The sequence below is a fragment of the Achromobacter mucicolens genome (genome assembly GCF_029866465.1).
GTDB lineage: Bacteria > Pseudomonadota > Gammaproteobacteria > Burkholderiales > Burkholderiaceae_B > Achromobacter > Achromobacter mucicolens.
Genome location: NZ_CP123364.1, coordinates 2,588,559 through 2,611,837 on the forward strand (window position 1 = coordinate 2,588,559; position 23,279 = coordinate 2,611,837).

Below are 23,279 nucleotides of genomic sequence, written 5' to 3' on the forward strand. Positions count from 1 at the left end.
CGCTCATAACGACGTAGGGCCTGGATATACCCATCCTTGACCACCGATTCCTACCGGCGCGCGACCAGGACAACGGGATCCCGCGCGCGACAGACGATCCCGCCAGCCAGGAGTTTTTCCATGAAGAAGTCTCTTGTTTTTGCCGCCGTCGCCGCCAGCTTGCTGGCCGGCGCCGTCCAGGCCCAGGACCTGCCCAAGACCCATCTGAAGATCGTGGGTGGCCTGTCGAACCTCACCGCCTACAACGACTACGAAAAGCCGTTCTGGACCAAGACCATTCCCGAGCAGTCCAAGGGGCAGGTCACGGCGGAGATCAAGGGCTTCAATGAAATGGGCTTGAAGGGGCCCGAGCTGCTGCGCCTGATGTCGCAGGGCGTGATCGAATTCGGCACCGCCACGCTGTCTTACTTTGCCAGCGACAATCCGATCAACGAGGCCATCGACCTGGCTGGCCTGGCGCCCGACGTCAAGACCGCTCGCGCCGTCACCCAGGCTTTCGAACCCGTTTACGCCAAGCTTTACGGCGAAGGCAACAACGTCAAGCTGCTGGGCATCTCCACCTATCCGGCGCAAGTGCTGTTCTGCAATGCCGAGATCAAGGGCCTGGCGGACATCAAGGGCAAGAAGGTTCGCACCAGCAGCCGCACCACGGCCGAGTTCGTCGAGGCGCTGGGCGGCTCGAGCGTGACGATGGCTTTCGGCGAAGTCGTTCCCGCGCTGCAGAACAAGGTTGTCGATTGCGCCATCACGGGTTCGCTGTCGGGTTATTCGGCCAAGTGGTACGAAGTGTCCACCCACCTGGTCGCGCTGCCGATCAACTGGAATCAGCAGATCCACGCCGTCAACCAGAAGGCCTGGGACAAGCTGGATCCGAAGGTGCGCACGTTCCTGCAAGCCCAGATCACGACGCTGGTCGACAACATCTGGGATGCCGCCGCCCGCCAGACGCAGGAAGGCTATGACTGCAACACCGGCGCGGCTGCATGCCCGTTCCCGGTCAAGGGCAAGATGGTCCTGGTGCAGCCGTCCGAGGCCGACAAGGCGCTGCTCAAGAAGGTGGCGCAAGAGGCCGTCCTGCCCAAGTGGGCCGCCCGCTGCTCGGCGCAGTGCGTCAAGGACTGGAACGCCACCGTCGGCAAGACGCTGAACCTGACCGCCAGCAAGTAAGCGCCAGAAGGCGCCGGCCTTTGGGGCCGGCGCCAATTCCGGCCTGTGCGGCGCGCGGCAACCGTGACCCGGCATTCGGGTCGGCGGTGGCCGCCCGCGACACCGGGTCGAGCCACCAGAGGTTCCTTTCATGACACAAACCGAACACTTCCGCCTGCTCGGCGGCCTGTTGCGGCGCGCCGAGACCTTTTCCCGCGCGGCCGTCTGGGCCGGCGGCGCCCTGACGGTGGCTAGCGTGCTGCTGATCTCCTTCGACGTGCTGGCCCGCAAATTCCTGGGCTTCACGACCGGGGGCGCGGACGAGTTGTCCAGCTACGCCTTTGCCATCAGCACATCGTGGGCGCTGGCCTTTGCCACGCTGCAACGCGCGAACGTGCGCGTCGACGTGCTTTACCAATTTTTGCCGGTACGCCTGTCGGCGGTGCTGGACTGGATCTCCATGGTGGCGCTGGCCGTCTTCATGGTGTTCCTCACGTATTACGCCTACGACGTGGTGGTGACCTCGTGGACCCAGAAGTCGGCAGCCAACACGCCGCTCGCCACGCCGCTTTGGATTCCGCAAGGCCTGTGGTTGCTGGGCCTGGGGTGGATGTGCATCACGGTCGCGCTGATGCTGGCGCGCGCGTCGGCCGCGCTGGTCACGGGCGACATCGAACTGGTCAAGCAGATCTGCGGCGTGCGTTCGGCGCAGGAAGAGGCTGACGAAGAAGCCGCCGCTGGCGAGCGCATGGTGAAGGGAGAAGCCGCATGATTGCCACCGCCTTGACACTGCTGCTGGTCCTGATCGGCCTGTCGATCCCCGTGGGCGCAGCCCTGGGGGTGCTGGGCCTGATCCTGGACCCGATGTTTTCGATGCTGCCGCTGACGCGGGCCATCGGCGAGATTTCGTGGAGTTCGAACAACGAGTTCCTGCTGGTCGCGATTCCGCTTTTCATCATGCTGGGCGAGGTGCTGCTGCGCGCGGGCTTTGCCGAACGCATGTACAGCGCGATGAGCCTGTGGCTGTCGTGGCTGCCGGGCGGCTTGATGCACGCCAACATTGGCGCCTCGACGCTGTTCTCGGCGACCTCCGGCTCCAGCGTGGCAACGGCCGCCACCGTGGGCACCGTCGCCATTCCGCAGATCCGAAAGTATGGCTACAACGAGCCGCTGTTCCTGGGCAGCCTTGCCGCGGGCGGCACCCTGGGCATCCTGATCCCGCCGTCGATCAACCTGGTGATCTATGGCGTGCTGACCAATTCGTCGGTGCCCAAGCTGTACCTGGCCGGCATCATTCCGGGCTTCGCCATGGCGGCGCTCTTCATGCTGACGGTCGTGATCGCCTGCGTGGCCAAGCCCTCGTGGGGCGGCAAGAAAATCCGCGCGACTTGGGGCGAACGCATCGCCAGCCTGGTGCACCTGGCCCCGCCGCTCGGCATCTTCTTCCTGGTGGTCGGATCGATCTACGCCGGCCTGGCGACGCCAACCGAGGCGGCCGCGCTGGGCGTGCTGGGCGCCTTCATCCTGGCGGCGTGGTTCCGCCGCCTGACGTGGTCGATGCTGCGCGAGGTGCTGGAAGGCACGATGCGGTCCACCGCGATGATCATGCTGATCGTCATCGCCGCCAGCTTCCTGAACTTCATCATGTCCGCCACCGGTTTGACCGACGCGCTGACCAAGTCCATCACCGGACTGGGCCTGTCGCCCGGCTGGATGCTGCTGATCGTGGTGATCTTCTACCTGGTGCTGGGCTGCTTCATGGAAACGCTGTCCATGATGATCACGACCATCCCCATCGTGGCGCCCATCATGATCGCGCTGGGTTACGACCCGATCTGGCTCGGCATCGTGATCATCATCCTGGTTGAGGCCGCGCTCATCACGCCGCCCGTCGGGTTGAACCTGTTCGTGGTGCAAAGCCTGCGCAAGAGCGGCGCCATGAGCGCGGTCATTGTCGGCAGCTTGCCGTTCGTGGCCGCCATGTTCGTGATGCTGGCGCTGCTGGCCTTCTGGCCGGACATCGCCCTGTGGCTGCCGCGCGCCTTCGGTTGATGCGCCCTTGATACCGGCGCGGCCCCGCGGCCGCGCCATTCCCCATCCCCTTATTCGCAGGACTGATATGAAAGCCGTATTCCAGATCGACGACGCCAATCCCCGCCAGGTGGAAGTGACCTTCAACAGCGTGATCGTGGCCGGTTGGGCCGGGCGCGACATGGCCGCCATCGAGCATCACATCGAAGAGCTGGCCGCCATCGGCGTGCCGCGGCCCAGCAGCGTCCCGCTGTACTACCGCATCGCGGAAAACCAGCTCACGCAGGCATCGAACGTGCAGGCGCTTGGCGAGGAATCGTCGGGCGAAGTCGAGACCTTCGTGTTCGCCGTCGATGGCGAGATGTACGTCAGCATCGCGTCCGACCACACCGACCGCAAGCTGGAGACCGTCAGCGTGGCGATGTCCAAGCAGGTCTGCGTCAAGCCTGTGGGCGCGCAAGCGTGGCGGCTGGCGGACGTGGCAGGGCACTGGGACGAACTCATCATCCGTGCCTACATCGTGGAAAACGGCGAGCAGGTGCTGTACCAGGAAGGCCCGCTGTCCACGCTGCGCACGCCCCAGGATCTGATTGCCGGCTACACGGGCGGCGGCGCCGTCCTGCCGGCAGGCGCGGGGATGACCTGCGGCACCGTGGCCGCCATTGGCGGCATCCGCCCGGCCGCCGACTTCACGATGGAGCTGCACGATCCGCGCCTGAACCGCACGCTGCGCCACCGCTATCATGTCGAGTCGCTGCCCGTGGTGGCCTGATCGCCAGCTTGCCGGGCATTGAACCCGGGCGCATTCCCTGCGAAGGCGCCCGCCCGAACACTTACGCCGCCAGGCGGCATTAGGACAATGATGGTTTCGACCTTGAATGATCTGACCACGGCCCTGCGAGAGGGCCGCAGCACCTCCGTCGCGTTGACCGAAGCCGCACTGGCGCGCGCGCAGGATCCGGCGGGCGAGGGCGCCCGCGCGTTCACCAAGCTTTATGCGGAGTCCGCGCTGGCGCAGGCGCGCGCGTCCGACACGCTGCGCGCGGCCGGCATCGTGCGGTCCGCAATCGAGGGGCTGCCCATCAGCATCAAGGACCTGTTCGACGTCCAGGGCGAAACCACGATGGCCGGTTCCGTGGCGCGCGAAGGCGAGCCCGCCGCCGAAGAGAGCGCCGAGGTCGTGCAGCGCCTGATCGCAGCCGGCGCCGTCATCATCGGCCGCACCAACATGACCGAGTTCGCGTACTCGGGCCTGGGCATCAATCCGCACTACGGCACGCCGCTCAATCCGTATGACCGCGCCACCGGCCGCATTCCTGGCGGCTCGTCGTCCGGGGCGGCCGTGTCGGTTGCCGACGGCATGGCCGTTGCCGGGATTGGATCGGACACGGGCGGTTCCGTGCGCATTCCCGCCGCGCTGTGCGGCCTGACCGGGTTCAAGCCCAGCGCGTGGCGCGTGTCCATGCAAGGCGTGCTGCCGTTGTCGGCAAACCTGGACTCCATCGGTCCCATCGCCGCCAGCGTCCGTTGCTGCGCTGAGCTGGACGCCATTTTGTCGGGCGAGGCGGGGCCGTTGCCGCAGGCGTTGCCGGTGCGCGGCCTGCGCCTGGCCATCCCGACGACGTTGGCGCTGGATGCCATGGACAAGCACGTGTCGGACACCTTTGCGGCGGCCGTGCAACGCCTGGAAGCGGCCGGGGCCTTGGTCGACCGGATCGAGATTCCGGAGTTCGCCGCGCTGGCTTCCATCAACAGCAAGGGCGGCTTCACGGCTGCCGAGGCCTGGGCCTGGCACCAGGACCTGATCGCGCGTGCGGGCAAGCGTTACGATCCGCGCGTGGTGTCGCGCATCATGCGGGGGCAGGACATGTCGGCGGCCGATTACATCGCGCTGCTCGATGCGCGCGAGGCCTGGGTCGCGGCGGTGGACCACCGCATCGCCGGCTACGACGCGCTCATCATGCCCACCACGCCCATCGTGGCGCCGCCGGTGGCGGACCTGCAGGCATCGGACGAGGCCTACTACGCCGCCAATGGCCTCATCCTGCGCAATCCCACCCTCATCAACTTCCTGGATGGCTGCGCGCTGTCCCTGCCTTGCCACGCAGCGGGCACCGCGCCCGTGGGCCTGATGATCGCGGCCAGCAATGGCGCGGACCGCCGTGTGCTGGGCATCGGCTTGTCCGTGGAAGACCTGTTCGCCGGCCGCTGACCGGCAATCTTTTCGCAACGAGAGAATGCATGCCTGACGTAGATAACGTTAGAACCAGCCTGGCGCTTGCCCGCCAGGCGCGGCTGGACGCCCGCAGCGGACGCCTGACGGGCCCCACGGCGAATCTGGCGCCGGGACACGTGCAGGCCAACCTGGCGATCCTGCCGCGCGCCCTGGCGGCGGACTTCCTGCATTTTTGCCAGCGCAACCCCAAGCCGTGCCCCTTGCTGGCCATGTCCGAGCCCGGCGACCCGGCGTTGCCGGAGCTGGGCGCGGACATCGACATCCGCACCGATATTCCGCGATACCGGGTCTGGAAAGACGGCGAGCTGGTGGCCGAGCCGACGGACGTGCGCGACCTGTGGCGCGACGATCTCGTGTCGTTCCTCATCGGCTGCTCGTTTTCGTTCGAGGAGGCGATGCTGGACAACGGCTTGCCCGTGCGCCACATCGAACAGGGCAGCAATGTGCCCATGTACCGCACCAACATCGCGACGCAGCCCGCGGGCGTATTCGGCGGTCCGCTGGTGGTGTCGATGCGGCCCTTGAAAGCCGCCGACGCCATCCGTGCCATTCAGGTCACGTCGCGGTTCCCGTCGGTGCATGGCGCGCCCGTGCACATCGGCGACCCCGCGCTGATCGGCATCGCGGATATCGGCAGCCCCGATTACGGCGATCCCGTCGAGATCCGGCCGGGCGAGATGCCGGTCTTCTGGGCCTGCGGCGTGACGCCGCAGTCGGTGGTGGCGGCGGTGCGCCCCGAGTTCTGCATCACGCATGCGCCCGGGCACATGCTGGTCACCGACCTGATCAACAGCCGCATGGCGGTGTTCTGATCCGAGCCGGTCGCGGGGGTCTGCGACCGGCCCTCCGCTACCGGCCCTCCGCCTCCGGTCGTCCGCCACCGGCCCTCCGCTACCGGCCGTCCCCCCTCAGCGCGTGAGCATCAAGGCTTTGACGCGCTGGTCATAATCGGGCGGAAACGTCCAGAATCGCATTCCTTCCTGCGTATAGCCCTCTTGCAGGCCGCGTTCGGCCGGGGCCTTGTGCCACAGGAACTGCATCAGCACGTCGCTGCTGACCCAGGCGTTGCCGAACCAGAAACTGTGCGCGCGGCGGTTCAGGTCCGGAATGGCCCGGGGATCCACCCAGATCATGTCGAAGTTCAACTGCTGCGAGGCGGCGTTGATGAAGGCGACCTGCTCATTGGTCAGGTCGTCGGCGCTGGGCCGGCCCGCGCGGGACGCGCGCTGGTGGCGCGCCGCAAAGCGCAGGGCGCGGTCGTCCAGGTTGGCGCCCAGGCTGACGCGTTCGGTCAGGTCGATGTATTGGCGCAGGTCGGTGACGAAGCGGTACGTGTCTTCGTCCGGGGCCGCGAAATAGATCTGCCCCAGCCGCAAGCGTGCCCGCAGCGCCTCGCGTGTCTCGCCGTGCTTCGGCTGGGCCAGCGTCGCGAGTCCTTCACTGGCAATGCGCGCACCGGCGCTGAAGGCAAGCACGTTGATGTGCTCGGCGTTCGTGTTGCGCGCAAGCAGCTCGATCAGACGCGCGAATGCGGGCACGGATTCGCGCGCCGCGCGCACGTCCGTGGCATAGGCGAGCAGGCTGGCCGCCGACGGCCACAGAAACACCAGCACCACGGCCTGCCGTCCCGTGAAGTGATGGAACTGCGCGGCCTGCGCGGTGCCGCGCCATACGGCGTTGTTGAAGCCATGCACGTAGATGATCAGGTCGCGGTGCCGGCTGACCGCCAGGGCGTCGTTGATGAGCGCGAAATAAGCCTGCGCTTCGGGCGAGCTTTCCGCGTCAGTTTGCGGGCCTAGCGCAACCAGCTCTTCCATGCGCTCCAGGCTGAGCACGGGCCGGCCGCGCTGGCTGTCCGAGGTGGACAATTGGCGCAACTGATCCCAGTCCAATGTGCCGTCGCCGATCTGCACCTTGGCCACGCCCAGGCGCAGCGTGTCGCTCGGAAAGATCGAATAAAAGGGTTGGCGCGATTCGAGAAAGACGGCGCGGTTGGTGGCGTACAGCAGGGGAATGGCGGTGGTGTCGGCCGCGGCCTTGTGCGCGAAGGGATCGACCTGGCCGGTCGTGAATTTGACCGGCGTGGGCATCAGCTGCACCGGCGATGAACAGGCCGCCAGCAGCACGCTGACCGTCACCGCCATGGCCGTCCATGCCGTCCGCCGCAGGCGGTCAAGCGGGACAAGCGCGCAGGCATCGAGAAGACTCATACGGCGGGCCCGGTTCATGGTGAGGAAGCGGCGCCGCGGGGGGATGGCGATGAACGCGCGGGGCCGGGGACATTCCACGGAAAACGGCAAGGCACGCGTGGGATTGTCGCCGTGGTCCAGGCGGCAATCAAGGGGGAGGGGAGTGTCTGACACCCTTGGAAGACGGCGTTACATGGGTGTCAGACACGTCGGAGGTTAAAAGATGTGCCTGAACCCCACCGCTGCGCCAAGCTGGTTGCTCTTGCCTGCGATTTCGCCGCTGGCGGCGTCGCTGACCTTGTTCCAGTCGACGGTGCCGTACAGTTGGGACCGCTTGGACAGCGCGTATTCGGCCACGGCGACCAGCGCGTAGCGTTTGCCCTTGTCGCCTTCCACGACCACGTTCTCGCTGCGGTCGTAGTAGGCCGCGCCCGTGATGGCCCAGCGCGGGGTGGCTTGCCAGGTCACGCCGGCGAAGTAGCCGTTGTCCTTGCGGTCCAGGCTGGCGGTGGTGGTGCCGCCCATGACGCCATTGACCCAGCCGGTTTCGTCGCGGCCGTTGAAGTAGCCCGCGAAGACCTTGGCCGATTCGAATTGGTAGGACGCGTTCAGGTTCCATGCGCGCTGGCGCTCGTCGGAATCGGTGGCGGCGTAGGTTTGCTGCCAGGCCGCGCCCAGGCCGAGCTGGCCGATCGTGTAGCGCAGGCTGGCGCCGTACTGCTGGCCGGCCTTGCGGTCGTCCCAGTCTTCGCCGTTGGCCCACGACGCCACGACGGACAGGTTGCCGAACGTGTTGGCGTACTTGGTCATGTTGTTGGTGCGCACGCGCGACATGGCGGCGGGCAGCCAGGCGTTTTGCTCGTAGTTGCCGACGGTCAGCGGGTCGAAGTAGTCGGCCAGCAGGTCGAACATGGGCGTGTTCTGCAAGCCCAGCGTCAGCGTGCCGATGCTGCCGCCGTCCAGGCCAACGTACGCCAGGCGGCTGAACGCCTTGGACGGATCGGAACCATTGCCGTTCTGCAGATTGATGCCGTTCTCCAGGCGGAAGAAGGCGCGGTTGCCATTGCCCAGGTCTTCCGAACCGCGCAGGCCCCAACGGCTGTTGGAGATGGCGCCGTTTTCCATGCTGATGCGGCTGCCGTCTTGCCCAACGGCGCCGGAACTGGTGCTCAGGTAGCGGATGCTGACGTCGGCGATGCCGTACAGGGTGACGCTGGTTTCAGCGTTGGCCGCGCCGGCGGCCAGGCCCAGGCCGGCTGCCGCCAGCGAGAGGGTGATGCGTTTCATGTTGGACTCCTCCAGGTGTAGCTGATTTATGGTTGCGCCGCGCTTGTGGCGAGGCTTGCCGCGCCCGGCGATTTGCCGGACGCCTGGCCACTGCACCGCCGCCGTGAATGGGCGCGGGTCCGGAGCAGCAGCCAGCTTTGCAGTGGTGCGTCCTGCCGGTGCCGCACAGGAACGCCTGGGGATTCTAAGTAAGTTGCCGTGCGCGGAATATCGAAAAGATTCGGCGTTTTCCCGGGTTTACAGTCCGGCAAGCGCGCACCGCCTGAATAACGGACGGACGGAAAAGAAAAACCCCGTTCGCGGAACGGGGTTTCTGTGGCGTTGGCGCGACGTTACAGCGTCATGTGCAGCGGCAACCAGGTGGCGATGCCGGGGGCCACATAAAGCAGCAGCACGGCCAGGATCATCAGGAAGAACATCGGCAGCGAGGCGCGCGCGATGTAGGGCAGTTCACGCCCGCTCATGCCGGACAGCACGAACAGGTTGAACCCCACCGGCGGCGTGATCTGGGCCATTTCCACGACGAACACGACGAAAATCCCGAACCAGATCAGGTCGATGTTTGCGGCCTGCACGGTCGGCAGCAACACCCCCATGGTCAGCACGACGATCGAAATGCCATCGAGGAAGCAGCCGAGTACGACAAAGAACACCATCAACGCCATGACGAGGCCGAACTGCGACAGGCCCAGGCCGCCAATCCATTCCGCCAGCGCGCGCGGCAGGCCGATGTAGCCCATCGCCAGCGTGAGGAACTGGGCGCCTGCCAGGATCAACGCGATCATGCAGTACAGGCGCGTGGCGCCAAGCAGCGACTGCTTGAAGGTGGACCCGTTCAATGACCCCTGCAACGCCGACAGGATCAGCGCGCCCACCACACCCACCGCCGCCGCTTCCGTGGCGGTGGCGATACCGGTGTAGATCGATCCCAGGACCGCGCCGATCAGCAGCAGCACCGGAATCAGATGGCGCGAGCGCGACAGCTTCTCCATGAACGTCAGGCCGGGATCCGCCGCCGGCACCTGGCCGGGATTGCGGATGGCCCACCAGGCGATATAGCCGCTGAACAGCAGCGCAAGCAGGATGCCCGGAAGGATGCCGGCGATGAACAGCTTGGCGATGGACACGTCCGCCGCCACGCCGTACACGATCATGATGATCGAAGGCGGGATGAGCAGGCCAAGCGTGCCCGCGCCCGACAGCGTGCCGAGAATCTTTTCCTCGGGGTAGCCGCGGCGCGTCAGCTCGGGGATGGTCATCTTGCCCACCGTTGCGCACGTGGCGGCCGACGAGCCTGACACGGCGGCAAAGATCGCGCAGCCGATTACGTTCGTGTGCAACAGGCGCCCCGGCACCCGGTTCAGCCAGGGGGCGAGCCCCTTGAACAGGTCTTCGGACAGCCGTGTTCGGAACAGGATTTCACCCATCCACAAAAAGAGCGGCAGGGCGGTCAGCGTCCAACTGGACGAGGCGCCCCAGATCGTGACGGCCATGGCGTCGCCCGCCGGGCGGCTGGAGAAGATCTCCATGCCGATCCAGGCGGTGCCCGCCAGGGTCAGGCCGACCCAGACCCCGCACCCAAGCAGGACGAAGATCGAAACGACCAATAAGGTGATGACGAGAAGTTCATTCATGGGTTTGCTGCGAGGTTGCGGCGGCGGCGCCGCGCGAACGGCGGACCAGTTCGTCGACGAGTGCGATGAAGAACAGGATCGTGCCCACGGCCATGGTCGTTTGCGGGATCCAGAGCGGCGTGGCGTCGTTCGACGTGGAAATATCGTTGAACAGCCAGGAGTCGTAGGTGAGCTTGACGCTGAAGAAGGCAAAGGCGGCGGCCAACAGGCAACCCACGGCCAGGGCGAAGATGTCCAGCCGCCGGCTGCCAGCGGGATTCAGCGAATTGAGCAGCAGCGTCACACGGATGTGCTCGCCGTGCTTGAACGTGCTGGCCAGCGCAAGAAAGCCCGCGGCGGCCATGAAGTAGCCGGCGTAGGCGTCAGTGCCGGGAATGTTGAAGCTGAGCTGGCGGGCGATGATCGCCGCCAGCACCGAGACGAGTACACCTATCGTGCACAGGCCGGCCAGAAGGCCGGCCGCGCCGTACAGGTTATCCAGAAAACGGCGCATGGCGATATCACTGCTTCTTGTAGGCGTCGATCATGGCCTGGCCGTCGGCGCCAGCCTTCTTGAGCCAGTCGTCCAGCATGCGCTTGCCGATCACGCTCAGGCCTTCCTTGAGCTCAACCGTGGGCTGGATGGTTTCCATGCCGTTCTTGGCCAGTTCGGCCTGATACCACTTGTTCTTTTCCTGCGACAGCTTCCAGCCGCGCTCTTCGGCTTGCGCGGCAGCCTTCTTGAGCGCTTCCTGCGTGGCGGGGTCCAGCGCGTCAAACGCCTTCTTGTTGACGATGATGGCGTTCTTGGGCAACCAGGCCTGCGTGTCGTAGAACTTCTTGATGTACTCGTACGTCTTGGTGTCGTAGCCGGTGGACGCCGACGACATGTACGAATCGATCACGCCGGTGGCCAAGGCCTGCGCCAGTTCGGCCTGCTGCACGGTGACGGGCTGGGCGCCGACGAGTTCGGCGATCTTGGCCGTGACCGGGCTGTAGGCGCGCCACTTCAGGCCCTTCATGTCGCTGATCTGCTTGATGTCCTTGTTGGCGAAGATGCCTTGGGGCGGCCACGCCACGGCGTACAACAAGGTCATGCCTTGCGAAGCCAGCTTCTTTTCCAGGAACGGCTTCTGGGCTTGGTACAGCTTGAACGATGCGTCGTAGCCGGTGGCCAGGAAGGGCAGGCCGTCCAGTTCGTAGATCGGGTCTTCGTTGGCGAAGTTGGTCAGCAGGATTTCGCCGATCTGCGCCTGGTTGCCTTGCACCGCGCGCTTGATTTCGGGCGCCTTGTACAGCGAGGCATTGTTGTGCAGCGTGATCTTGAGCTTGCCTTGGGACAGCGAGTCGACGTCCTTGATGAAGGTCGTCAGGTTCTCGACGTGGAAGTTGCTCGCCGGGTAGGCGCTGGGGAGGTCCCACTTGGTCTGGGCCTGTGCGCCCGCGCTGAATGCCAGGACGATGCTGCCGGTGAGCAGCGAGATTTTCTTGTACATGGTGGTCCTTCTTTGCGAATGGTGAAGTCGGGTCTGACCCGATAGGCATTGCGAAAAAAAGCATGCGCGGCGCGGCATCGCGCCGCCCGAGCGCCGTGCCATTCTATGTTGCTGTGCGGTAACAAAGCGCGGGAAATCGGCGTTTTACGGGTAATTCCTAGGAAGGGAATGTTGTTCATTGGTTGAAGGTTCAATGACGCCGCCAAGTCCGCGGCTGATGCGGTGTGCAGACCGGCTGTCAGCGCGTTTTTCTTCTAAGATTGCGGGATCGATGACGCGCCGAAGAGGGTCGTGTGAATTTCGTTTTCCGCCGTGATGAATTGCTGGTCGAGGTGTCGTCCAGCGTGTTGCCGGATTCGGCATTGTGTGAACGCATCGGGCTTGGCGCCTCGGCCTTGCAGCCGGTCTGGATGCAGGCGGGATCGCCGTATCGCACGGTCTGTGTCGACCCCGGCCTTGACGCGCCCGAGGGTTACGCCTTCAAGAAGCTGCGCTCGCTGTTCGGCGTGTTCGACGACGAAGGCATGGCGCTGGCCGGCCGCGCCTATCAAATCGCCGAATGGGCGCGGACCCACCGGTTCTGCGGCGCTTGCGGCACGCCTGCCGAGCGTGTCGCGCACGAATTCTGTTTGCGATGCCCCGCGTGCGGCCTGTCCGCATACCCGCGCATCTCGCCGGCGATGATGGTGCTGATCCGCAAAGGCGACAGCATCCTGCTGGCGCGTCACGCCAACGCGCCGACTGCCCGCTACACCGCGCTGGCCGGCTTCGTCGAACCCGGCGAAAGCATCGAGCAGACTGTCCATCGCGAGGTCTTCGAAGAGGTCGGGCTGAAAGTCGGCAACCTGCAGTACTTCGGCAGCCAGCCCTGGCCGTTTCCGCATTCGCTGATGGTCGCGTTCACTGCGGACTACGTGTCTGGCGACATCCGGGTCCAGGAAGACGAAATTGCAGACGCCCGCTGGTTCGGGCCGGGCGACGCCATGCCCGAGATCGCGGCGCGCATTTCGATTGCCGGCTGGATGATCCGGGCCAATCTGCCCATGGGGTGGAACGCGCCCTGACGGCTTCACCGCGACCTTAATCGCTAGGGGTATTCCCTCGAAACGAGGGATTTTTTGCCGTCCGCTGCCATTTTTTATTGATGAAATATAGATAAATTATTAGTATTTCATCCACTTAATCTTCGCTTGCGCCCTTATGAGCCCCACCTTGATAGCGTCGTCGGCACATCTTGCCGGCGGCAGCGCGCCCGATCTTTCCGAAGTGGAATTCGGGCTCATGATCGCCAGCCACGCCTTCGACCGCTGGACGGTGCGATGCATGGCGGCGGCGGGTCTGCCCGACCTGACGCCCACCGACGTGATGGTGTTCCACCATGTCTATCATCGTGAGCGGCCGAAGAAGCTGGCCGATATCTGCTTCACGCTCAATGTCGAAGACACCCATATCGTCAGCTATGCGCTCAAGAAGCTGGAACGTCTTGGCGTGGTGCGCGGCGAGCGCAGCAGCAAGGAAGTCTTCTACAGCGTCACCCCCGAGGGCGCGGCGATCCTCAAGCGCTATGGCGAAATCCGCGAGCAATGCCTGACCGCCGGCCTGGACGGCCCGGGCGGGGGCGGTCTTGAATTCAGCCGGCAACTGGCGCACACGCTGCGCGCGCTGTCCGGCCTGTATGACCAGGCGGCCAGGGCCGCGACCTCTCTCTGAATCCAACATCCGGGGCAGGGCCCCGATTCATCCGCAACCCGACCGCGGCCGAACGCGCTGCGGCGGTCTCTTGTTTTCGAGGATACCTATGAAGTGGCAATTCTGGATTGACCGTGGGGGCACCTTCACCGACATCGTGGCGCGACTCCCCGATGGCACGACCACCACGGCGAAGATGCTGTCGGAAAACCCCGAGCAATACCGCGATGCGGCCGTTGCCGGCATCCGCAAGCTCCTGGGCATCGCGCCCGGACAGCCCGTGCCCGCCGATCAGGTCGAGTGCGTGAAGATGGGCACCACGGTGGCCACCAATGCGCTGCTCGAGCGCAAGGGCGAGCGCACCTTGCTGGTCACCACGCGTGGATTCCGCGATGCCTTGCGCATCGCCTACCAGAATCGCCCGCGGCTCTTTGACCGCAACGTGCTGCTGCCCGAGATGCTGTACGAATCCGTCGTCGAGGCGGACGAGCGCGTGGCGGCCGACGGCGAAGTGATTCGTCCGCTGGACGAAGCCGGCCTTCGCCGTGACATGCAGGCTGCGTTCGACAGCGGGATCCGCGCGGTGGCCATTGTGTTCATGCACGCGTGGCACGCCACCGGCCACGAACAGCAGGCCGCGCGCATCGCCGCCGAGATCGGATTCACACAGGTGTCCGTGTCGCACGAGGTCAGCCCGTTGATCAAGTTCGTCTCGCGCGGCGACACGACCGTGGTGGACGCGTATCTGTCGCCCATCCTGAAGCGCTACGTGGACCAGGTGGCCGGCGAACTGCCCGGCATCCGTCTCATGTTCATGCAGTCCAGCGGCGGCCTGACCGATGCCCACCGTTTCCGCGGCAAGGACGCGATCCTGTCCGGGCCGGCCGGCGGCATCGTCGGCATGGTTCGGACCAGCGAAATCGCAGGCTTTCCGAAGGTGATCGGCTTTGACATGGGCGGCACGTCCACCGATGTGTCGCACTATGCGGGCGAGTTCGAACGCGAATTCGAAACCCAGGTGGCCGGCGTGCGCATGCGCGCGCCCATGATGAGCATTCACACCGTCGCGGCCGGTGGCGGCTCCATCCTGCATTTTGACGGCGCGCGACTGCGCGTCGGGCCCGATTCCGCGGGCGCCAATCCGGGCCCGGCGTGCTATCGCCGCGGCGGCCCGCTGGCCGTCACGGACTGCAACGTGCTGCTGGGCAAGATTCAACCCGAATTCTTCCCGAACGTGTTTGGCCCCGAGGCAAACGAGCCCCTGGACCGCGACGCCGTGGTCGAACGCTTTTCCGCCATGGCCGCCGACGTGCTTGCCGCCACCGGCCGCGAGATGTCGCCGGAGCAGCTGGCCGAGGGCTTTCTGCAGATCGCGGTGGGCAACATGGCCGAAGCCATCAAGCGCATCTCGGTGCAGCGCGGCCACGATGTGACCGAATACGCGCTGACCGTGTTTGGCGGCGCGGGCGGGCAGCATGCCTGCCTGGTCGCGGATGCGCTGGGCATGACGACCGTCTTTGCGCACCCGCTGGGCGGCGTGCTGTCGGCCTATGGCATGGGCCTGGCGGATCAGACGGACATGCGCCAGAAGACCGTCGAAAAGGTGCTGGACGCGTCCCTGATGGGCGAACTGAAAGCGGAACTGGATGTACTGGCAGACCAGGCGGTCGGCGAACTGCGCCGCCAGCATGTGGCCGAGGCGGACATCTCCGTGCAGCGCCGCCTGCACCTGAAGTATCGCGGCACCGACACCGCGCTGGAAGTGGCCTTCTCGGATCTGGCGCAGGCGCGCAGCGATTTCGAGGCGGCCTATCGCCAGCGCTATTCGTTCCTGATGCCCAACCGCGAGCTGGTGGTCGAGACCATTTCGGTCGAGGCCACGGGTGGCGGCGAGCGCGTGGGCGAAGCGGCCACGTCGCGTACCCGCGAAGGCGCGCTGGCGGCCCGCCGCGTGGTCAGCATGTACAGCGCGGGCGCCTGGCGCGATACGCCGCTATACGTGCGTGAAGACATGGCTGGCGGCGACGTGGTCGCGGGACCGGCCATCATTTCCGAGCCCAACCAGACCACGATCGTGGAACCGGGCTGGCAGGCCGAGCTGACGTCGCAGGATCACTTCGTGATCCGCCGCGTCGAGGCGCGTCCCGAGCAGCGCAAGGTCGGCACGCAGGCCGACCCCGTCATGCTTGAAGTGTTCAACAACCTGTTCATGTCGATCGCCGAACAGATGGGCTACCGCCTGCAGAACACGGCGTACTCGGTCAACATCAAGGAGCGGCTGGACTTCTCCTGCGCCATCTTCGACGCGCAGGCGCGCTTGATCGCCAACGCGCCGCACATGCCCGTGCATCTGGGTTCCATGGGCGAATCGGTGCGCACGGTCATGAACGCCAACGCCGGCAAGATGCAGCCGGGCGACGCTTACGTGGTGAACGACCCGTACCACGGCGGCACGCACCTGCCTGATGTCACGGTGATCACGCCGGTGTTTGACAAGGCGGGGCGCGAGATCCTGTTCTACGTGGGATCGCGCGGCCACCATGCCGATATCGGCGGGACCACGCCGGGCTCCATGCCGCCGGACTCCAAGACGGTCGAAGACGAAGGCGTGCTGTTCACGAACTTCCAGCTCGTCAAGAACGGCGAGTTCCGCGAAGAAGCCGCGCGCGAGATCCTGGGGTCGGGCCGCTGGCCGGCGCGCAATCCGGACCAGAACATCGCCGACATGCACGCGCAGATCGCCGCCAACGAAAAGGGCGTGCAAGAGCTGTTGCGCATGTGTGATCACTTCGGCCTGGAGGTTGTGCGCGCCTACATGGGCCACGTGCAGGACAACGCCGAAGAGGCGGTGCGTCGCGTGATCTCGGTGCTCAAGGACGGCAGCTACGAGTACCCGCTGGACAACGGCGCGGTCATCCGCGTGGCGGTGCGTGTGGATACCGAGGCGCGCAGCGCCGTGGTGGATTTCACGGGCACGTCGCCGCAGCTGGACAACAACTTCAACGCGCCCGGTGCGATTGCCGTGGCCGCGGTGCTGTATGTGTTCCGCACGATGGTCAATGACGATATCCCGCTGAACGACGGCTGCCTCGTGCCGCTGACCATCATCCTGCCCGAAGGGTCGATGCTGCGCCCGAACCCGCCCGCTTCGGTGGTCGCGGGCAACGTGGAGACCTCCATGTGCATCGTCAACGCGCTGTACGGGGCGTTGGGGGTGCTGGCCGCCAGCCAGGGCACGATGAACAACTTCACGTTTGGCAATGCGCGTCATCAGTACTACGAGACCATTTCGGGCGGCACTGGCGCCGGTCCGGTCCGTATCGACGCGGCCGGTCCGCACGACGAGGGCTTTGCCGGCACGTCGGTGGTGCAGGCGCACATGACCAACTCGCGCCTGACCGATCCGGAAGTGCTGGAGTTCCGATTCCCGGTGCGTCTGGAGTCCTACGAGATCCGCAAGGGCTCGGGCGGCGCGGGCCGGTATCCGGGCGGCGACGGCGGCGTGCGCCGCATTCGCTTCCTGGAAGACATGACCGCGGCCATCCTGTCGAACAACCGGCGTTATGCGCCGTTCGGCCTGGCCGGCGGCCAGCCGGGCGCCATGGGACGCAATACGGTTGAACGCGCGGATGGCACCATCGAAGAACTCGGTCCCCAGGACAGCGCGCAGCTGCGGCCGGGCGATGTGTTCGTCGTGGAAACGCCGGGGGGTGGCGGCTACGGCGCGCAGTAATGCCCGCCGCGATGTCCGGTCCCGTTCATTCGGGATCGGACATCACGTCCAGCGCGATATCCGCGCGCGCCTTGCGGTCGTAAACACGCAGGACGACGGCCTCATCGGTGATTTCGAACATCGCAGTGGCCAGCGTGTTCTCGTCGTCGGGGTCGTCCTTTGCCGTGCGCAGGATCGGCAAATGGCCCTGGGTATCGAGCAGGGCGGCAAGCATGTCGGCGTGGGTCGATTCCGGCAACCACCCATCCACCAGGCCTTCGATCCGGTTCTGCCGCGCCCGCGACGAGTCGGTCACGAGCTGCGCCTGGCCACGCGTGGCGGCGTGCACCATGTGATTGGCATGGCCGTAGCGCCGGCCGACTTCCTGGATGGACACCGATCCCGGCGTCACCTCGGCGCTGAGCACGCGCGCATCTCCCGCCGCGCCCAACAGATGATGAAATCCGCCCGCGTGGGGCTGCTCGCGCAATAGCGTCACGGCCTCGTCCAGCGTCGTGCAGTCCAGGACGGCTCGCGCCAGGAACATGCGCGGCACGCCCGCATGCCGCTGCCGGGTACGCAGGTTGTTGATGGTTTGCACCAGGCCCGCGCGGTTGGCGGCAAAGGTGTGGCCGGGCAGAGAGCCCGGGTAATAGAAGCTCAGATAGCCGGGCGCATCGTCCAGCGCGACATCCACCAGGTGGCAGCGGCCATACAGAAAGGGATCGCCGTCCTCGTTGTGGCCGATCCAGCGCGATCCGTCTGCCGCCCGCATGGCGACCGACGTGCAGCCATCCGTGGTGCTGTGCAGCAGATCGCCCCGGCAATGCCATAGCAGCACGTCGCTGACCGGCATGCGCAAGCCTTCGGCCAGGCCTTCAAGTTCTTCCCAGATCTGCGGCATGGCGGCCTGCGCCTGTTGGGCCAGGTCATCGACGAACGGGTGGCCGCGCCACGGGCGCAGGGCGCTCCAGGTGCCGCTCTGGTCCAGATAGGTCCCCATGATGGGGCGGGCCAGCTTGCCCAGCGCCAGGCCGACCTGGCGGCGGTTTCCAGCGATGCGCACATACTTGTAGGCCATCGAAAACCTCCGGATGTCTCGCGGATTGTAAGGGGTCCGCCACCCGCCGGGGCGTGGATTGTTGCGTTAAGATCGTCGGTAAGTTGCGCTGGCGATCCCGGCGCGACCCAGGAATCATGCCCTTACAACAAGCCCGGGGTGCCCTGCGCTCCCCAAGAGGAGAGTTTCATGATCAAACGTAAAGTCGCCGCCGCAATGGTGGGCCTGTCCCTGACCCTGTTCGGCGCCACTTCCGCCGTCCAGGCCCAGGGCAAGGAATTGGTGGTGGCCACCGATACCGCTTTCGTGCCGTTCGAATTCAAGCAGGGCAACACTTACGTCGGGTTCGACGTGGACCTGTGGGCGGCCATCGCGAAGGAACTCAACCTCAAGTACAAGCTGCAGCCGATGGACTTCGCCGGCATCATTCCCGGCCTGCAAACGAAGAACATCGACGCCGCGCTGGCCGGTATCACGATACGCGACGATCGCAAGAAGGTCATCGACTTCTCGGATCCCTACTACGAAAGCGGTCTGGCCATCCTGGTCGGCGAAAAGAATACCGACATCAACGACGCCAAGTCCCTGTCCGGCAAGACCGTTGCGGTCAAGACCGGCACGGCGACGGTGGACTTCCTGAAGGCGCAGGTGCCCGATGCCAAGCTCAAGCTGTTCCCGAACATCGACAACGCCTATCTCGAACTGGCAACCGGCCGCGTGGACGCCGCCGTGCACGATACGCCCAACGTCCAGTATTACGCCAATACCGCGGGCAAGGGCCGCGTGAAGGTGGTCGGCTCGGTCAAGAGCGGCGACTTCTACGGCATTGCGTTCCCCAAGGGCAGCGAACTGGTGCCCGAGGTCAACAAGGCGCTCGCCACGCTGAAGGCCAACGGCGAGTACGACAAGATCTACACCAAGTGGTTCGGCAAGAAGCCCTGACCGGCGCGGCAAGCGGCATTTTCTACGGACGCGCCGCCTGAACCGCGGCAAGGGCGCGGCGACAGCCGCCACCCTTGCCGCGGGCGCGTCCGCCATGATGTGGGCGCGCCCGCGCGCGCCATTGGGGGAAGATCGTGGAGTTTGACTGGGCTGTCATCGAGGACGCGTTACCCAATCTGCTGACGGGTACGCTCATGACCATCAAGATCACCTTCTGGGGCCTGGCGGGCGGTTTCCTGCTCGGCGCGCTTTCGGGCGTGACGCGGGCCTACGGAAACGCGGTGCTCTCGGGCATCACGCAGGTGTACGTCGCGGTCATCCGCGGCACGCCGATCGTGGTGCAGGTCATGTTCATCTACTTTGCGCTGCCGCTGTTGGCGGACATCCGGGTGGACGCCGAATTCGCGGCGATCGCCACCCTCATCATCAACTCGGGGGCGTACATCTCGGAAATCGTGCGCGGATCGCTGCTGTCGGTCCACAAGGGACTGAAGGAAGCAGGGCAGGCAATGGGCCTGCCCTTTTACAAGATCCTGCTGCACATCATCGGGCCGGTCGCCTTCCGGCGCATGATTCCGCCGCTGGGCAACCAGTGCATCATCAGCCTGAAGGATTCTTCGCTGTTCATCGTGATCGGCGTGGCGGAGCTGACCCGGCAAGGGCAGGAAATCATGGCCAGCAATTTCCGGGCGGTCGAAATTTGGTCCGCGGTGGCGATCATCTACCTGATCCTCACGGGCTTGATGGCGTTGACCCTGCATCTGGTCGAAAAGAGGATGCGCATCATATGAGCATGGTTGAATTTCATAACGTCACCAAGCGCTTTGGCGACTCGACGGTGCTGAACGACATCTCGCTCAACATCGATGCCGGAGAGGTCGTGGTGGTGGTCGGGCCCTCCGGGTCGGGCAAGTCCACTTTCCTGCGCTGCATCAACGTGCTGGAGACGATCAACGACGGCGATCTGCTGGTGGATGGTCTCAGTGTGAAGGGCGATGCGGCGACGGTGCGCGAGATCCGGCGCGAAGCCGGCATGGTATTCCAGCAGTTCAATCTGTTCCCGCAGATGACGGCGCTGGAAAACGTCATGTTCGGACCCATCCATACCCGCGGCCAGAGCCGCGCCGAGGCGCGCGAGCTGGCCGAGAGCCTGTTGGCCAAGGTGGGCCTGGCCGAACGCATGAAGCACTATCCGGCCGAACTCTCAGGCGGGCAGCAGCAGCGCGTGGCCATCGCCCGCGCGCTGGCCATCATGCCCAAGCTGATGCTGTTCGATGAGCCCACGTCCGCGCTGGACCCCGAGCTGCGCCACGAGGTGCTCAAGGTCATGCGCGATCTGGCCGAGGAGGGCATGACGATGGTGGTCGTCACGCACGAGATGGAATTCGCGCGCAAGGTCGGCAGCCGGCTGATCTTCATCGACGCAGGCAAGATCGCGCACGACGGACCGCCGGAAGAATTGCTGAGCAATCCGCCCAGCCAGCGTCTGAAAGACTTCCTGCAGCACGTGACCTGAAAAGAAAAAGGCGTCCGGTTTGTGGCCGGACGCCTTTTTTCTTGGGGTCACGCGTCAACCCTTCACGCGGACGATCTTCTGCACTTGCGGCACGTGCCGGATGGCTCGGATGACCTGCGCCAGGTGCTTGCGGCTGTCGACCTGGATGGTCAAGTGCAGCGACACGGTGGCGACGGCGTCGTCGTGCATCGTGACATGCACGATGTTGGCATCGGCCGCGGTGACTTCCGCCGCCAGCCGGCCCAGCACGCCGCGTTCGTTGCGGGTGACGATGTCCAGGCGCGTGGCCAGATGCTTGGCCGTTTGCGCATCCCAACCCACGTTGATCCAGCGCTCGGGTTCGCGCAGGCGCTGGCGCAACGCGACGGGGCAATCGGCCGTGTGCACCACCAGCCCATGACCCATGCGCATGCCGGCCACGATCGGGTCGCCCGGCAGCGGGCCGCAGCAAGGCGCAAGTTGCACCGCCTGGCCTTCGTTGCCCTGGATCAGGATGGGAGCGCTGCGTGCCGAGGTCAGTTCGTCCACCGCGGCCGCCGTGGTGGCGACAAGCTGGTGTTCCGGCGCGAAGCGGCGGGCAACCACCGCGGCCAGCCGCTTGCCCAGGCCGATGTCGGCCAGGATTTCCTCGCGCGAGCTGGCGCCGGTGCTGCGCGCCAGCTTTTGCCAGCCGGGGTCGTCGGTGGCGGGCAGCGGCATGTGCAGTTCCTGCATGGCCTGGGCCAGCAACCGTTCGCCGAAGGCCACGGACTCTTCGTACTTGACCGTGCGCAGGTAGTGGCGGATTTCCGAGCGCGCGCGGCCCGTGCGCACATAGTTCAGCCATTGCGCATTGGGACGCGAGGCTGGCGACGTGACGATCTCGACGGTGTCGCCGCTGCTCAGTTCGGTGCGCAGCGGCACGAATTCGCCGTTGACCTTGGCCGCGACCGCCTGGTTGCCGATGTCGGTGTGGATGGCGTAGGCAAAGTCGACGGGCGTGGCGCCCCGGGGCAGGGAAATGATCTTGCCGCGGGGCGTGAACACGTACACGGCGTCCGGGAACAGATCGACCTTGACGTGCTCGAGGAATTCGCCGGAATCGCCGGTCTGGCTCTGGATGTCCAGCAGCGACTGCAGCCACTGGTGCGTGCGCTTTTGCAGGTCATTGAGCGTCAGGTCCGCGCCCTTGTACAGCCAGTGGGATGCCACGCCTTCCTCGGCGACATGGTGCATGTCGCGCGTGCGGAACTGGAATTCGACCGGGGTGCCGTAGGGGCCGACCAGCGTCGTGTGCAGGGACTGGTAGCCGTTCACCTTGGGGATGGCGATGTAGTCCTTGAACTTGCCGGGCACCGGGCGGAACAGCTGATGCAGGGTGCCCAGCGCCAGATAGCACTCGGGCAGCGTATGGACCACGATGCGGAACCCGTAGATGTCCAGCACGTCCGAGAAAGACTTCTTCTGGTCGACCATCTTGCGGTAGATGCCAAACAGGGTCTTCTCGCGGCCGCTGACCTCGGCTTCGATCCCGGCGGCCGGCAGGGCGGCGCGCACGGAATCGGCGATCTTGGTGATGACCTCGCGCCGGTTGCCGCGCGCCGCCAGGACCGCCTTGTACAGCACCTGGTAGCGATTCGGGTACATCGCGGCAAAGCACAGGTCCTGCAGCTCGCGGAACAGCAGATTCAGGCCAAGCCGATGCGCGATGGGCGCATAGATGTCCAGCGTTTCGCGCGCGATGCGGCGGCGCTTTTCGGGATTGACCGCGTCCAGCGTGCGCATGTTGTGCAGGCGGTCGGCCAGCTTGATGAGGATGACGCGCACGTCGCGCGCCATCGCCAACAGCATTTTCCGGAAGCTCTCTGCCTGTTGCTCGGCCTTGGTGGCGAAATCCAGGCGATCAAGCTTGGACAGGCCATCGACCAGCTCTGCGACTTCCGGCCCGAATTTCTCGGCCAGTTCGTGCTTGGCGATGCCCTGGTCTTCCATCACGTCGTGCAGCAGGGCGGCAGACAGCGCGTTGACGTCGAGCTTCCAGCCTGCGCAGATTTCGGTGACGGCGATGGGATGAGAGATGTAGGGCGAACCGCTGGCGCGGAATTGCCCAAGATGCGCCTGGTCCGCGAAGCGATAGGCTTCGCGCACGCGCTCAACATCGTTCTTGTCGAGATAGCTGCCGATGATTTCGGTCAGCGGCGCCAGCGAAGCGACCGGAGATCCGGTCGCGTCCGCCGCTTCTTGCGCGGCGACGGACGGTGGTGTAGGGGAATTCTTGTCTTTCTTGCCCGTGCGGCGCCCGAGACGGGAGCCGGCACGCAGTGCGGCAAGCAGACCAGATGAAGCGTACTTCAGCCCGGGAAAAGCCATGCTTGCAGCCCCC

The 23,279-nt window shown here is 65.4% G+C and carries 19 protein-coding genes; 12 read left to right on the forward strand and 7 right to left on the reverse strand.

Features of this window, described 5'->3' with window-relative positions:
• The first annotated feature begins 120 nt into the window (after positions 1-120).
• From QEP15_RS11865 to QEP15_RS11890, 6 genes are all read left to right on the forward strand, one after another.
• Positions 121-1,167, forward strand: a complete 1,047-nt coding sequence (locus tag QEP15_RS11865) for a TRAP transporter substrate-binding protein (RefSeq protein ID WP_062841164.1) — start codon at positions 121-123, stop codon at positions 1,165-1,167.
• Positions 1,168-1,297: 130 nt separating this feature from the next.
• Positions 1,298-1,918: a TRAP transporter small permease subunit gene (locus QEP15_RS11870; RefSeq protein ID WP_280148805.1), complete on the forward strand. Its 621-nt coding sequence runs from the start codon at positions 1,298-1,300 to the stop codon at positions 1,916-1,918.
• The gene (locus QEP15_RS11875) at positions 1,915-3,198 is read left to right on the forward strand and encodes a TRAP transporter large permease (protein ID WP_152384353.1); all 1,284 of its coding nucleotides are present in this window, start codon (positions 1,915-1,917) and stop codon (positions 3,196-3,198) included. Before QEP15_RS11870 ends, QEP15_RS11875 begins: the two co-directional genes overlap by 4 nt.
• A 67-nt stretch (positions 3,199-3,265) precedes the next feature.
• On the forward strand, positions 3,266-3,949 hold the full coding sequence (locus QEP15_RS11880; protein ID WP_280148806.1) for a DUF2848 domain-containing protein: 684 nt from the start codon (positions 3,266-3,268) through the stop codon (positions 3,947-3,949).
• 90 nt (positions 3,950-4,039) lie between these two features.
• Positions 4,040-5,389 carry an amidase gene (locus QEP15_RS11885; protein WP_280148904.1) on the forward strand — a complete coding sequence of 450 codons (1,350 nt, stop codon included), beginning with the start codon at positions 4,040-4,042 and terminating at the stop codon, positions 5,387-5,389.
• 29 nt (positions 5,390-5,418) lie between these two features.
• Positions 5,419-6,225, forward strand: coding sequence for a putative hydro-lyase (locus QEP15_RS11890; protein WP_056317425.1), 807 nt, complete (start codon positions 5,419-5,421; stop codon positions 6,223-6,225).
• 96 nt (positions 6,226-6,321) lie between these two features.
• On the opposite strand, the gene QEP15_RS11895 is transcribed toward QEP15_RS11890, so the two are convergent.
• The 5 genes from QEP15_RS11895 to QEP15_RS11915 form a co-directional block, all read right to left on the reverse strand.
• On the reverse strand, positions 6,322-7,623 hold the full coding sequence (locus tag QEP15_RS11895; RefSeq protein WP_253853693.1) for an alpha/beta hydrolase: 1,302 nt from the start codon (positions 7,621-7,623) through the stop codon (positions 6,322-6,324).
• A 195-nt stretch (positions 7,624-7,818) separates the two neighbouring features.
• On the reverse strand, positions 7,819-8,889 hold the full coding sequence (locus tag QEP15_RS11900) for a porin (protein ID WP_280148807.1): 1,071 nt from the start codon (positions 8,887-8,889) through the stop codon (positions 7,819-7,821).
• Positions 8,890-9,221: 332 nt separating this feature from the next.
• Positions 9,222-10,523 carry a TRAP transporter large permease gene (locus tag QEP15_RS11905; protein ID WP_280148808.1) on the reverse strand — a complete coding sequence of 434 codons (1,302 nt, stop codon included), beginning with the start codon at positions 10,521-10,523 and terminating at the stop codon, positions 9,222-9,224.
• Positions 10,516-11,016: a TRAP transporter small permease gene (locus QEP15_RS11910; RefSeq protein ID WP_223575598.1), complete on the reverse strand. Its 501-nt coding sequence runs from the start codon at positions 11,014-11,016 to the stop codon at positions 10,516-10,518. The genes QEP15_RS11905 and QEP15_RS11910 overlap by 8 nt, the downstream gene beginning before the upstream one ends.
• A 7-nt stretch (positions 11,017-11,023) precedes the next feature.
• Positions 11,024-11,998 carry a TRAP transporter substrate-binding protein gene (locus tag QEP15_RS11915; protein ID WP_056317437.1) on the reverse strand — a complete coding sequence of 325 codons (975 nt, stop codon included), beginning with the start codon at positions 11,996-11,998 and terminating at the stop codon, positions 11,024-11,026.
• A gap of 293 nt (positions 11,999-12,291) precedes the next feature.
• Here QEP15_RS11915 and nudC point away from each other — a divergent pair, with 293 nt between their 5' ends.
• The 3 genes from nudC (at position 12,292) to QEP15_RS11930 (ending at position 17,420) form a co-directional block, all read left to right on the forward strand.
• A complete protein-coding gene (nudC, locus tag QEP15_RS11920; protein WP_280148809.1) occupies positions 12,292-13,062 on the forward strand; it encodes an NAD(+) diphosphatase in 771 nt (256 codons plus the stop codon).
• 136 nt (positions 13,063-13,198) lie between these two features.
• Entirely contained in the window at positions 13,199-13,708 is a 510-nt protein-coding gene (locus QEP15_RS11925; protein ID WP_056317441.1) for a winged helix DNA-binding protein, read from the forward strand.
• A gap of 88 nt (positions 13,709-13,796) precedes the next feature.
• Entirely contained in the window at positions 13,797-17,420 is a 3,624-nt protein-coding gene (locus QEP15_RS11930) for a hydantoinase B/oxoprolinase family protein (RefSeq protein ID WP_217618052.1), read from the forward strand.
• A gap of 25 nt (positions 17,421-17,445) precedes the next feature.
• Here the strand turns inward: QEP15_RS11930 and QEP15_RS11935 are convergent, their stop codons facing one another.
• Complete coding sequence (locus QEP15_RS11935; protein ID WP_217618051.1) at positions 17,446-18,480, reverse strand: C45 family autoproteolytic acyltransferase/hydrolase; 1,035 nt, start codon at positions 18,478-18,480, stop codon at positions 17,446-17,448.
• A gap of 168 nt (positions 18,481-18,648) precedes the next feature.
• Here QEP15_RS11935 and glnH point away from each other — a divergent pair, with 168 nt between their 5' ends.
• The 3 genes from glnH (at position 18,649) to glnQ (ending at position 20,917) form a co-directional block, all read left to right on the forward strand.
• A complete protein-coding gene (glnH, locus tag QEP15_RS11940; protein ID WP_152384360.1) occupies positions 18,649-19,401 on the forward strand; it encodes a glutamine ABC transporter substrate-binding protein GlnH in 753 nt (250 codons plus the stop codon).
• 134 nt (positions 19,402-19,535) lie between these two features.
• Positions 19,536-20,192 (forward strand): glutamine ABC transporter permease GlnP, encoded by a 657-nt coding sequence (gene glnP, locus QEP15_RS11945; protein WP_056317451.1) that lies wholly within the window; start codon positions 19,536-19,538, stop codon positions 20,190-20,192.
• On the forward strand, positions 20,189-20,917 hold the full coding sequence (glnQ, locus tag QEP15_RS11950; protein ID WP_152384361.1) for a glutamine ABC transporter ATP-binding protein GlnQ: 729 nt from the start codon (positions 20,189-20,191) through the stop codon (positions 20,915-20,917). Before glnP ends, glnQ begins: the two co-directional genes overlap by 4 nt.
• Positions 20,918-20,971: 54 nt before the next feature.
• On the opposite strand, the gene QEP15_RS11955 is transcribed toward glnQ, so the two are convergent.
• Positions 20,972-23,266: a RelA/SpoT family protein gene (locus QEP15_RS11955; protein WP_056317456.1), complete on the reverse strand. Its 2,295-nt coding sequence runs from the start codon at positions 23,264-23,266 to the stop codon at positions 20,972-20,974.
• Positions 23,267-23,279: the final 13 nt, after the last annotated feature.